Raw genomic sequence first — 12,205 nt, 5'->3', positions numbered from 1 at the left:
AAGCCAGAGCCATCTAAACATTTTAGACCAGCTTCTCAACGGCGACGGCAAGACACGTCTTGAACGCGGCAAGGTCCGTATAGAGCGCATCCCGCGCCGCGTCTCCGATGATGAAAACGCCACCGCGCCGCTCAATCCCGGCGTGCAGCATGAGATTGTCGGCCAGGCCGAAATCCTCGACCGCAATCCCGTTCGGGTCACGCAGTCGACCTTCCGCATCATACGCGACGGCCCCGCCATAAAGATCGCTCACTCGTCCACTGTGATCGCGGGCCACATTTGTATAAGCGAATACAGGCTTACCGCTTGCGCACATAAAACCGAGTTCGAAGGCTGTCCCGGTATCGGCGGCAATGCCACGAAAGGGCGTCAGATTGGCGATGATCGCGTCCGCCTGAAGCATCATCTTCTCATCCACCGCGTTTATCGCCGCGGCCCGCTCGCGCCTCGAGTTCGTGTGCGGGATTTCCAGATCGCCGGGCGAGAGGGGGAGAAGTCCCGCCTCACGGGCAAGTGCTGCCTTCCGGTCGAGGATTTCACGGGCGTTTGGGAGGAAGACCTCCGGACCGGCCAGATAAACTTTTCTTGTCATAAAATTGCACCTAAAAGGGATGGGCTCGGCAACAAAAATACCTTCCTCGCTGTACAGCGAAGAAGGATCACAATCCAGTGGGCGAGAACCGCGGCGCGCAACGGCGCCGCAGCCGGCCAACGTCTCATCATCTGGACGTCTGCGATGCCGATAGTTCGGAACTGGAGCGGCACCTTGCTTTTCGCGATTACCTCCGAGCGAACCCTAAAGCATTTCTTACTTATGCAACGCTCAAAAAGAATCTCGCTGACAAATTCAGATCAGATCGGGAAGGTTACGCAAATGCCAAATCGCCATTCATACAGAAGTTCTGTCCAATCTGTCGCGGAGGTTCAGATTTCTTGGCGGGCATGATGCCAGCCTGAAACGAGCGCTCTGGGGGGCGTCGTTGGCGTTCCCCCATACAGGCTCTTCAAAGACGGTCCAGGACATAGGAGATTTCCTCATCAAGGCTCAGATGCGATGTGTCGAGAATCTCGCGCCCACAGGCGGTTGCTTCCTCTCGCAGAAATCGAGCCCAATTCAACATGTTCTCATCGCCCAGTTCCGGCTGCCCGCGATCAAATGAAAGACGTCTGATCCTCGTTTCATCGTCGCAATCCACAAGGATTGTCGAGTACGCCACGATACCAGCATGTGCTGCCGCTTCCGCGACAAACGAAAGGCGCGACTGGCCTTCGAAGAGCACGCTGCGACCTTGCGCCACCGGTTCTGCCAACCGCGACATCCACTCAAAAGTCGCTGCCTTCTGCCAGCCTTCCACCGACCCAAATTTGCTGATCATCTCGTCCACAGATGGTACGCCGATCCGATCTTTGTAAAAGACATCGATCTTCTCGCCATGTCTGCTTTCTATTGCCTCGGCAATCGTCGTTTTTCCTGCACCGGACGCGCCGGTCAGAACCAAGAGCGGCATGTATCTTCCTTTTCCGGAGTGCGTCGCCACAATCGGACTGCACGCATCACCTTTGAAACGGACGTTGATCGAGCCAAGTCATATGAAGACCGTACGTTTCTGCGGCCCAGACGCCTGAGTTCCGAGACCAGATCGAAGCCGCGACCGAGTATGCGATTAATGTCGTCGCTCAGGTGGAAGAGAACAACACGCCTTTGACCTGCTTCCCGGAATGCTTTTTTCAAGGCTATCTGACTGACGACCCGTCAGCTCGCCGGGCCGCCTTGGACATCTGCTCAGAGAGAATGGCAGGAACAACGCGGAGCAGCATGTTCTTGCTTGGTCGGCTACTTAACCGGCGTTGCTGATCCCCTGAGGTGGCGAAAGCTTTCTGAGATTGGCTCGCCAGCCGCCATGGTTCGTTATGTCTGAGGCTCCCTTAAGCGCGAGCGGTTCGGCGAGAAAACTCTTTGCCGAAGTGCCGTCCGAAAGCATGACCGTACCGATGCTCAAGGGAGCAGGGATAGCCGCCACGAACAGCCCGAAAGCCGCAGGTGAAAGCTTCCAGACTTCCACTTCGATTTCGCTGCCTTCTCCCTCGCCGACGCCGACCATGCCCGGTTTGGGCGGCACGGTTCCGGGAAGCGCGTATAGTCTGTAGGCGCCAGAGGTGTGTGCGGTGCGAGAGAATTTTCCGCCGAGATCGATCAGCTGATGGTTCAGGGGCATGCCGGAAAGATGTGCGCCGACGACGACGATATCGATCAGGTCCTCATCCGCGGGCGCCGAAATGGAAGGAGTGAGCCGGGGCTGCGACCAGCCCGTCGCACCGAGCATCAGGCCGCTTGCCTGATGGAGATCGCGGGCAAGCGTTGCCGTCAGCCCGTCCCGGCCCGACGCGGCAAGCAGCGTGACGCTCGCCGGCAGGCCATCAGAGCGTGTGCCTGTCGGCACGGCGATGCCGCACATGTCGAGCAGGTTGACGAAGTTCGTATAGGTGCCGAGGCGCGCGTTCTCCCGGAGCGGCTCCGCCTCCAGATCGCCCACAGTATAATGGGTTGGGGCGGTCGGCACGCAGAACAGATCGACGGAAGCGATGAGCGGCGCGACCTCTTTCTTCAAGGCTTGCAGCGCATAAAAGCCGTTAAAGGCGTCGGCGGCCGACAGCGACTTGGCGGCAGTGTAAATCTGGCGCGTCACCGGATAGAGGCTCTGCTCCATATCGTCGAAAAAGGGCTTGATCGCTGCGTAGCGTTCGGCCACCCAAGCGCCTTCGTAGAGCAGATTGGCGACCTTATAGAAATTGCCGAACGGCACTTCGACCAGATTGTGGCTGAGTTCTTCGAGCTTGGATAGCGCATCGAAATAGGCAGCCTCCATCACGGTGTCGCCGAAGAACTCGAGATCGGCTCTAGACGGCACTCCTATCGTGAGCACCGGCTGGGCCGAGCCTAATCCGGGTGCGGGAACGGATTTCGAATAGGGATCCGTCTCGTCATATTTTGCGGCGACGGAAAACACTTTCCAGGCATCATCGACCGTGAGCGCGAAGACCGAAACGCAGTCCAGCGTGCGACAGGCGGGAATGACGCCGGTCGTGGAAAACGCGCCAACACTTGGTTTTAGGCCGACGATATTGTTGAGCCCGGCGGGGATACGGCCCGAACCGGCGGTGTCCGTGCCGAGCGCAAAGCTGACGATGCCTTGGGCTGTCGCCACTGCCGAACCGGAGGATGAACCGCCAGGCACCAGCTTGGGATCGATAGCGTTCCGCGGGATCGGGTAGGGCGAGCGGACGCCGACGAGGCCGGTCGCGAACTGGTCGAGATTGGTCTTGCCGATCACCAGAGCACCGGCCTCTTTCAGCAGGCGGACGACGGTCGCGTCCTTTTCCGGCAGGTAGGCGTAGTCCGGGCAGGCGGCGGTGGTCGGCATGCCGGCAACGTCGATATTATCCTTCACGGCGAAAGGGATGCCGAAAAGCGGTTTTGCCGGATCGAACGCTCCGAGTTTCGCCGCCTCGGCCAAAACGGTATCCTTTTCGGCCAGGTGAATGAAGATGCCGGGATCGCTAACTTCGATGATGCGGGCAAAGACCGCTTCGACAACGTCGGCGACACTGCCGCCATCCCCGTAGAACGCGTGCAGCGAGGTGATATCGAAGGCCGGTGTCGTCGCGTTCATACCCTTTCCTCTTCCAGTATTCTTACGGGCCGATCCCATTGGATCAGCACGACGCAGCCAGTCTCGCTCCAGACGGAGTGTTCGGTGTCCGGCGCGTTGACGATATAGCTGCCGCGGCCGTAATCACCGGTCTCGTCGGATTGTACCCCGTCGAGCACCAGGATGGTTTCAAGCCCCTCATGCCGGTGGCGCGGTACAGAGGCGCCTGCCTCGTATTTCAGGAGAGCCACGCCCGGCTGGTCGCCTTGGAAAGGTCTAATCCAGTGAATGGTGACTTCATCGCGGAAGCGGACGAATTCCAAGTCCTTCCACCCACCCGATGTGAGCAGTTCGCGGGTCGTTTCAGGCATGGGTGATGCTTTCCAGAATGTCGTCGACATGGGCAGTCCAACCGACGATCGCGCCCTGGGCGCGGATCATCGCCATTGCCGCGGCCTTGAATTCGGGAAAATAGCTCTCCGTCGCCTCCTCGGCGAGCAGACATTCATAGCCACGGTCGTTTGCCTCGCGCATGGTCGTCTGGACGCAGACTTCTGTCGTGACGCCAGCAAATACGAGCTGCTTGATGCCGCCTTCCTTCAGCAGGTCGCCGAGCTCGGTGGCATAGAAGGCGCCCTTGCCGGGCTTTTCAATCACCACTTCCCCGTCGATGGGTGCCACTTCCGGAAGAATTGCCGTGCCGGGTTCGCCCGAGATCAGGATGCGGCCCATCGGGCCTTCGTCACCGATCTTAAGCGAAGGACTGCCTCGGTCGCGTTTGGCCGGCGGCAGGTCGGAGAGGTCCGGCCGGTGGCATTCCATCGTATGGATGACCGGCAGGCCGGCAGCGCGGAAGCCTTCGATCAGACGTTTTACGTCCGGTACGATCTTGGTGATGCGGCTAACGTCGTTGCCGAGGCTTGCACCGAAACCGCCAGGCTCGGCGAAATCGCGCTGCATGTCGATGACGATCAGCGCCAGCGCGCCGGGCTTCACGGCAAAGGGAAAGGGTTCTGCCTTGATTGCGACCATCAGTGGTGCCCTGCCATATGCGCGCCGATGACGCCGATATCGGCGGAACGCGCCGGCGTCTCGTAGACGAGCTTGCCCTCCGAGATCACCATGATGCGGTCCGACATCTCGAGGAGCTCGTCGAGATCCTCCGAAAGAAGAAGGATTGCGGCTCCGGCATTGCGAGCCTTCATGATGCGGGCGCGGATTTCGGCGACGGCCGAGAAATCAAGGCCGAAACAGGGATTCGAGACGATCAGCAGATCGACATCGCCAGTCAGTTCGCGGGCCAGCACGGCACGCTGCACGTTGCCGCCCGAAAGCGCTGCGATCGGCGAGGAGGAAGAGGCCGTCTTGACCTTGAAATCTGAGATCAGCGCCGACGCACGCTTCTTCATGCTGCTCCTGTTCAGCCAGATCGCATCCTTGCCGTCCGGCTTCAAGTCGAAGGTGCGGAAGGCAAGGTTCTCGCTGACGGTCATTTTGGGCGCGCACGCGTTCTGCAACGGCTCTTCGGGGATGAAACGCACCTTGTTCTTGCGGGTCTCCTCGCGGGTGGCGCCGTAAGCCTCGCCATTGACTATGACCTGGCCGGTATCGGTCGGGCGCTGGCCAGCGAGAATTTCTGTCAGCTCCTTCTGGCCGTTGCCGGAAATGCCGGCAATGCCGACAATCTCGCCGGAGCGGACCATAAGCTCGTCGATTTCGATCGTCTTCAGGCCGGAACGGTCCGGGGCTTTCACCTGGCTTACAGTCAGCACGGGTCTTGCCGCTTCCGCCACCGGCAGACGGCTGTCGAGCTCGGCGAGCTTGACGTCGCCGATCATCATCGCCGCCATCTCGGCGGTGGAGAGCTCGCCTACCTTGCCGGTGCCGACCAGCTTGCCGCGACGCAGGATCGAGCAAGCGTCGGCGAATTTCGTCACCTCGTGGAATTTGTGGGAAATCATCAGCACGGTGAGCTCGCCGCGTTCGGTCATGCCGCGCACGATGCCGAGCATCTCATCGGCTTCGGCGGGGGTCAGCACGGAGGTCGGCTCATCGAGCACGAGGAAGGAGCGGCCGAGATAGAGTTGCTTGACGATTTCGAGCTTCTGTTTTTCGCCGGCGGCAAGCTCGCTCACCGGCCTGTCGAGCGGAATCTTGAACGGCATGCGCTCCATGAAGGCCGCCAGATCCTTGCGTTCGCGGGCCCAGTTGATCACCGTGGGTACTTCGGTACGGCTGATGACCAGGTTTTCAGCGCCGGTCAGAGACGGAACTAGGGTGAAATGCTGGTAGACCATGCCGAGCCCATAGGTCGCGGCATCCCTGGGTGAGGCGATTACCACCTCGTGGCCGTCGACCGACTGCGAGCCGGATGTCGCGTGATAGAAGCCCATGATGCATTTGACGAGCGTCGACTTGCCGGCGCCGTTTTCGCCAAGAAGTGCGTGAAATGAGCCGGCCGGAACGGCGATCGAGACGTTGTCGAGCGCGGTGAACGAGCCGAAGCGCATTGTCATGCCGAGCGTATCGATGCCGACCGCTTTGCCGGCCTTGGGGAGGGGCGTGTCGCGAACGGTGCTCATGGCAGCTGGCTCACAAACGTTTCAGAATTGGAGACGGAGCCGAAGACGCCACCTTGCATTTTCACCATCTTGATGGCGGCGAGGTGGTTTCCGTAGTCGGTCGCACCGCAGCAGTCCTCCAGAAGCAGGCATTCGTAGCCGCGATCGTTCGCCTCGCGCATCGTCGTCGAGACGCAGACATCGGTGGTGATTCCCGTGAGGATAATGTTCTCGATGCGCTTCTGATTGAGGATGAGTTCGAGGTCGGTGGCGCAGAACGAGCCCTTGCCGGGCTTGTCGATGATCGTCTCGCCTTCGATCGGGTAGAGTTCGGGGATGATGTCCCAGCCGGGTTCGCCACGCGTCAGAATGCGGCCGCAGGGGCCGGGATCCCCGATGCCGGCGCCGATCCGCTGTGAGCGCCAACGTTTGTTGGCCGGCAGATCGGCGAGGTCGGGACGATGGCCCTCGCGGGTGTGGATGATGTGGTAACCCTTGGCCCGCACGGCGGCAAGCACGTGTTTGATGGGTTCGATCGGCGCCTGCACCAGCGACAGGTCGTAGCCCATGTGGTCGACATAGCCGCCCTTGCCGCAGAAATCCGTCTGCATGTCGATGATGATGAGGGCGGTATTGTTCGGCCTCAGAGCGCCGTTATAGGGCCACGGATACGGATCGGCGTCGACAAAATGCCCTTTGGTTTCGACCATCGCGTCCATCAATCTCTCTCCCATTCCGCGGCAGGTTTGAGGGGTTCGCCGTACCGGCGCATCGGCTTGTCAAATCCGCAGGACGTGCCGTCCTTGACCTTTATTTCGTCTTCCCACGGCAGGCGGTATTTGCCGGCGACGAGGTCGTGCATATAGGTGTAGGGCGCATCCTGCGCGCCGCCGGCGACGGCGACATAGCCGCGATGGCCGAACTGGTAGATGTTGTTCTCCACGCCCCAGCCGAGCCGGGCCTCCCGCACCAGGTCAGGACGCACCTCGGCGGTGATGATCTCGTTGGGCCGGCTGGAGGTTCCATGGGCGATGATCGTGCCGTCGAAATTGCAGATCATGCCTTCGCCCATGGAATCGAACGTGCCGTCCGAGCCGCACATGCAGACATTCGCGGTGACCATCAGGTTGCAGAAGGCGTTGGCCTGGTTGGTAAAACGCCAGGCTTCGCGGATCGGCGCCGTATAGCCGGCCGTGCGGATCATGATTTCGGCGCCCTTGTAGGCGCATTCGCGCGCCATCTCCGGGAACATGCCGTCATGGCAGATGATGAGCGCGAGCTTGGCACCTTTCGGGCCATCGATGACGGGAATGCCGAAATTACCGGGCTCCCAAGGCTCAACCGGTACCCAGGGATGCATCTTGCGGTAACAGAGCTTCGGCTCGCCCTCGTCGTCGATGACAATGCCGGAATTGTAGGGCATGCCACCCGGATTGAGCTCCATGATCGAGAAGCACCCCCAGATTGCGTTGTCCCTACAGGCCTGCTTGAAAGCCGCGACCTCCGGCCCGTCGAGCGTGCACATAATCTCCGGATTGATGTCCATGGAGAGGCCATGCAGGGCGTATTCGGGAAAGACGACTAGATCCATGCCAGGCTGGTTGCGCCGCGCCTTGGCGACCAGATCGACGATCACCTGCGTCTGGCGCGCAAGATCGGCCTTGGTGACCGTCACCGGCAACTGAAGTTGCACGAGGCCGATGCCGACGCCGTGTTCGGATTTGTTGAGACCGCCAAGTCCGTTCATCGGAACGCTCCGTTATTTCGTGAGCGACAGCGCACCCGGCGCACCGGCGAGCGAGCGGGTGGGCGAGGATGTGGCGATCAGGATGATGAGGGTGAGCACGTAAGGCGCGGCGTAGAAGAGGTAGTAGCCTTGTGTGACGCCGACCGATTGCAGCGCCGGGCCGAGCGCGCCGGCACCGCCGAAAAGAAGCGCGGCCAGGAAGCAGCCGATCGGGTTCCAGCGCGCAAAAATGACCAGTGCGACCGCCATCAGGCCCTGGCCCGACGAGATGCCTTCGTTCCACGAGCCGGGATAGTAGAGCGAGAGATAGGCGCCGCCGATCGCCGCCAGTGAGCCGCCGGCTGCCGTCGCCAGCAAGCGAACCCGGTCCGGGTGGATGCCCATGGCCCGGGCCGCGTCTGTGCTGTCGCCGACGACGCGCAGGATCAGGCCGATGCGGGTGTTCTTGAACCCCCAGAAGAGGAAGAGTGCCAGCGCTGCGCCGAGGAAGAACAGCACATTGATGTTGAGTGCAGCCTGGATCTGCGGAGAGGTTGCCCAGCCGCCGAGCGGAATCGAGGGCAGTTTCGGCGCCACCGGCTGTATGAAGGACTTGCCGAGGAAGAAGGCGAGCCCGAGCCCGAACTGCATCATGGCGATGCCGATGGCGATGTCGTTGACCTTGGGGAACTTGCAGATCCAGCCATGGATCAGCCCGAAGATCGCGCCTGCCACCATGGCGGCGAGCACGCCGAGGGTCGGCGAACCGGTGATCACCGCCACCGCATAGGCCGTCATGGCGCCGAAGACGAGGGTTCCTTCGAGCCCCAGGTTGATACGCCCGGAGCGTTCGGTAATCGTCTCGCCGAGGCTGACGAAGATGAACGGGGTCGAGACACGGATGGCGCCGGCGAAGATCGCCAGTGGAACGCCCCAGATGCCGATCGCTGTTTCCTCCATCACAGGCTCCTCTTCCAAAGATCGGGATTGAAGGCCTTGAACCGTCCGTAGAAGGTCTCGCAGAAGAGAATGACGATGAAGAGCGTCCCCTGCATCACCAGAACCGTCGCATCCGGCAGACCCAGGCGCCGCTGGATGAGGCCACCCGAAGCATCAATGCCGCCGAGCAGGATGGCGACGGGGATGATCGCCAGCGGGTTGTGGCGGGCGAGAAAGGCGACAAGGATGCCGGTATAGCCGTAGCCGGCCGCCAGCGAGGCGTTGGCACTTCCCTGTACCGCCGCCACTTCGATCATGCCCGCCAGACCGGCGAAACCGCCGGCCAGCGCGGTGAATCCGACGATCAGCTTGCCGACCGCCAAGCCCTGGATCTGCGCGGCGCGCACGTTGCCGCCGGCGATGCGGGCCGCAAATCCGTAGCTGGTCGCCTCGATCACGATCCAGGAGACGATGCAGGCGAGGATGCCGACGACCAGACCCCAGTGCACATCCATGCCGGGAATATTGCCGAGCATGTATTCCGCCGGCAGCGGCTTGGTCGACGGCTTGTTGAGGCTTGCAGGATCGCGCAGCAGCCCTTCGACGAACTGGTTCATCAGGGCGATAGCGATATAGGAGAGCAAGAGCGACGAGATAGTCTCGTTGACGCCGCGGTAGTGGCGCAGGAAACCGGCAAGGCCGATCCAGATACCGCCAACCACCATGGCAGCGATCGCCATCAGAATGAGGCTTAGGAAAACAGGCGCGGTGCCGGCGAGCGGCAGAGCCATGGCCGCGGCAGCAACGCCGCCCAGCACGACCGCTCCTTCCCCGCCGATGATGACGAGGCCGAGGCGGGCGGGCAGGGCGACGCAGAGCGCCGTCAGGAGAAGGGGTGCGGCGCGGCTGAGGCTGTTCTGCACCGAAAACCAGCTGCCGAAGCCGCCGGTATACATCAGTTGGAAGAGGGTGGCCGGCGACTTGCCGACCACCAGGATGAAGAGGGAGAAGAGCGCAAGACCGATCAGGATGGCCGCAAGGCCGATGACGATCGGCTCGACTCGCCGCGCGATCCATTCGAGGACGGGGCGCAGCGAAGCCGGTTTTTCGGAGGCGATGGATATTGCGGGATCATTGGCCTCGATGGTCATGGCGCTTCTCCCTTCGCGGTTTACGCTGTGGACCCGACGACGCCCTCGACCAGGTAATTCATGCTTTCGAGCTCGATCGCGTCTTCGGCGTAGCTCTTGTCGGCAGCCACGACGGTATCGCCCTTGTTGTCCTTCAATGGTCCCTTGAAGACCGAGAAGCCACCCTTCATCATGTCCGCCTGCGTGGCTTCGAAAGCCTTGCGGCCCGCCTCGGACACGCCGGGGCCGAGCGCGCTCATCTTCACGAAGCCGTCCTTCAGGCCGCCGCGCACGAAGTTGCCGAGCTTTTCGCCGGCCTGCGCCTTCTTGACGAAGTCGCTGTAGACATTGCCCCAGGCCCATTCAGCGCCGGTGAGATATTTTTCGGGGGCGAGCGGGCTTTGATTGGCGTGATAACCGCAGATGAAGGCGCCTCGGCCGGAGCCGGTCTCTACGACGACCTTCGGGCTGTCGACGTGGCAGGTGATGACATCGGCGCCCTGGTCGACCAGCGCGTTGGTGGCTTCGGCTTCCTTGACGGCGAGCGACCATTCACCGGTGAAGATCACCTGGCAGGTGATGGTCGGATCGACTGTGCGCGCCCCAAGCAGGAAGGCGTTGATATTCTGCAGAACCTGCGGGATCGGCTTTGCGGCGATGAAGCCGATCTTTTTGCTTTTTGTCGCATGGCCGGCGGCGATGCCGTTCAGATACTGGCCCTGGAAGATATAGCCGAAATAGGAGCCGGTGTTGGCCGGGTGTTTGCCTTCCTGCCACAGCCCGCCGCAGTGGCGGAACTGGATGTCGGGATATTTAGCCGCCATGGCCAGCATGTGGGGATCGAAGTAGCCGAAGGAGGTCGGAAAGAGCAGGGTCGCGCCGTCCAGGTTAGTCATGGATTCCATCGTCTTCTGGACGTCGACGGTCTCCGGAACATTCTCTTCTTCGACCAGCGTCACGCCCGGCATTGCCTTGATGACGGCGGCGCCTTCCGCATGGGCTTGGTTGTAGCCGTAGTCGTCCTTGGGGCCGACATAGATGAAACCGACGGTAAGAGCGGTTTGGGCTGCGGCGGAGGAGTGCATCAGGCCCGGCATGGCGCCGGCGAGCGCACTGGCAGCGGAAGCCTGGAGGAAACTGCGGCGGTTCATGGAAAGGAGTTTGGTCATCGCGATGCTCCTTGCGGCGCTGGGCCGGTTGCGAACGAGTACAGAAAAGTGCATGCAACGTGCGTGCCAGAAACTAATTCACTGAATTTTATACGTTCTTATTGATGCAAAGAACTGCGTTATGCAAAGTGCATACAGATTGATCGCATGTTTGCATAAGAAATAATCACGACGTATTTATTGTTCATTGTGACTCCGCGTTGGCGCCACGTGCCGATGGCACATGCGGGCTTTCTGCCCAGAAAGTGAATATTTAACAATATGTTCGCTGCGCAATTTGACTTATGATGTCCCGCACGGCATCTGTATGCAGAGTGTTCAAGTAAGTAGATTCGCATGGTGAAGCAGGCTATACGCAAAGAGGTGATCCGCACCGGAACGACTGTCGAGCAGATGGTCCGGGCGATTTCCGACATGATCGTCACAGCTGAAATCCTGCCGGGCGCGAAGTTGGACGAGGTTTCGCTCGCAGTTCGTTTCGACGTTTCGCGCACGCCGGTGCGAGAGGCTTTGCGCGAGCTGGGTGCCATGGGATTGGTCGTGCGCGAGCCAAACCGGAGTGCCGTCGTTACCAAGGTCACCGAGACTTATCTACATTCGATGTTCGAGGCGATGGCGGAACTCGAAGCGATCTGCGCCAGGCTTTCGGCCGAGCGTATGACCGTCGATGAGCGGCGCGCGCTTGAGTTGATGCATCGAGGATCGATGAGGCTGGTGCATGCCGGCGCACAAGAAGAATATTCGGCTCACAACACCGAATTCCACACCCGGCTTTATCGCGGTGCGCATAACGATCATGTCTTCGAAATGGTGACCCAGACGCGGGCGCGGCTCGCACCTTTTCGGCGGGCGCAGTTCCGTCTGCCCGGGCGTCTGGCGAAATCCTATGAGGAGCACGGCCGGATCGTGACGGCGATCATGCGAGCGGACGTCGCGGCCGCGGGGCAGGCGGCATATTCCCATGTGGAAATTGTTAGCGATGCCAGCGCGGTATTCGCAGCTGCCGGAGAGTGATGCCCTCGCGGATCGT

At 61.0% G+C, this 12,205-nt stretch carries 12 protein-coding genes; 1 reads left to right on the top strand and 11 read right to left on the bottom strand.

The genetic code is table 11. The features are described from left to right. Positions 1–22 precede the first annotated feature (22 nt). From QA644_RS31870 to QA644_RS31820, 11 genes are all read right to left on the bottom strand, one after another. On the bottom strand, positions 23–592 hold the full coding sequence (locus QA644_RS31870) for a nucleoside 2-deoxyribosyltransferase (protein WP_283073050.1): 570 nt from the start codon (positions 590–592) through the stop codon (positions 23–25). A 412-nt stretch (positions 593–1,004) separates the two neighbouring features. Continuing rightward, entirely contained in the window at positions 1,005–1,508 is a 504-nt protein-coding gene (locus tag QA644_RS31865; protein WP_283073049.1) for an AAA family ATPase, read from the bottom strand. A 330-nt stretch (positions 1,509–1,838) separates the two neighbouring features. Next, a complete protein-coding gene (atzF, locus tag QA644_RS31860; protein WP_283073048.1) occupies positions 1,839–3,671 on the bottom strand; it encodes an allophanate hydrolase in 1,833 nt (610 codons plus the stop codon). Next, on the bottom strand, positions 3,668–4,021 hold the full coding sequence (locus QA644_RS31855; RefSeq protein WP_194730473.1) for a cupin domain-containing protein: 354 nt from the start codon (positions 4,019–4,021) through the stop codon (positions 3,668–3,670). Before QA644_RS31855 ends, atzF begins: the two co-directional genes overlap by 4 nt. Further along, entirely contained in the window at positions 4,014–4,682 is a 669-nt protein-coding gene (locus QA644_RS31850) for an isochorismatase family cysteine hydrolase (protein WP_283073047.1), read from the bottom strand. Before QA644_RS31850 ends, QA644_RS31855 begins: the two co-directional genes overlap by 8 nt. Beyond that, on the bottom strand, positions 4,682–6,232 hold the full coding sequence (locus QA644_RS31845; protein WP_283073046.1) for an ABC transporter ATP-binding protein: 1,551 nt from the start codon (positions 6,230–6,232) through the stop codon (positions 4,682–4,684). The genes QA644_RS31850 and QA644_RS31845 overlap by 1 nt, the downstream gene beginning before the upstream one ends. Beyond that, positions 6,229–6,930: an isochorismatase family cysteine hydrolase gene (locus tag QA644_RS31840; RefSeq protein ID WP_283073045.1), complete on the bottom strand. Its 702-nt coding sequence runs from the start codon at positions 6,928–6,930 to the stop codon at positions 6,229–6,231. The genes QA644_RS31845 and QA644_RS31840 overlap by 4 nt, the downstream gene beginning before the upstream one ends. Next, the gene (locus QA644_RS31835; RefSeq protein ID WP_283073044.1) at positions 6,930–7,958 is read right to left on the bottom strand and encodes a formamidase; all 1,029 of its coding nucleotides are present in this window, start codon (positions 7,956–7,958) and stop codon (positions 6,930–6,932) included. The genes QA644_RS31840 and QA644_RS31835 overlap by 1 nt, the downstream gene beginning before the upstream one ends. A 12-nt stretch (positions 7,959–7,970) precedes the next feature. Further along, positions 7,971–8,897: an ABC transporter permease gene (locus QA644_RS31830; protein WP_194730478.1), complete on the bottom strand. Its 927-nt coding sequence runs from the start codon at positions 8,895–8,897 to the stop codon at positions 7,971–7,973. Next, positions 8,897–10,027, bottom strand: a complete 1,131-nt coding sequence (locus tag QA644_RS31825) for an ABC transporter permease (RefSeq protein WP_283073043.1) — start codon at positions 10,025–10,027, stop codon at positions 8,897–8,899. Before QA644_RS31825 ends, QA644_RS31830 begins: the two co-directional genes overlap by 1 nt. A 20-nt stretch (positions 10,028–10,047) precedes the next feature. Then, a complete protein-coding gene (locus QA644_RS31820; protein ID WP_283073042.1) occupies positions 10,048–11,175 on the bottom strand; it encodes a BMP family ABC transporter substrate-binding protein in 1,128 nt (375 codons plus the stop codon). Positions 11,176–11,514: 339 nt separating this feature from the next. Between QA644_RS31820 and QA644_RS31815 the strand changes: the two genes are divergently transcribed. Next, entirely contained in the window at positions 11,515–12,189 is a 675-nt protein-coding gene (locus QA644_RS31815) for a GntR family transcriptional regulator (RefSeq protein WP_283074068.1), read from the top strand. The last annotated feature ends 16 nt before the right edge of the window (positions 12,190–12,205 follow it).

Origin of the sequence: Rhizobium sp. CC1099, from assembly GCF_029714385.1 — a bacterium.
Classification (GTDB): domain Bacteria; phylum Pseudomonadota; class Alphaproteobacteria; order Rhizobiales; family Rhizobiaceae; genus Rhizobium.
Note: the sequence above shows the minus strand (reverse complement) of the source record. Positions and strands in the feature narration are given on the sequence as shown.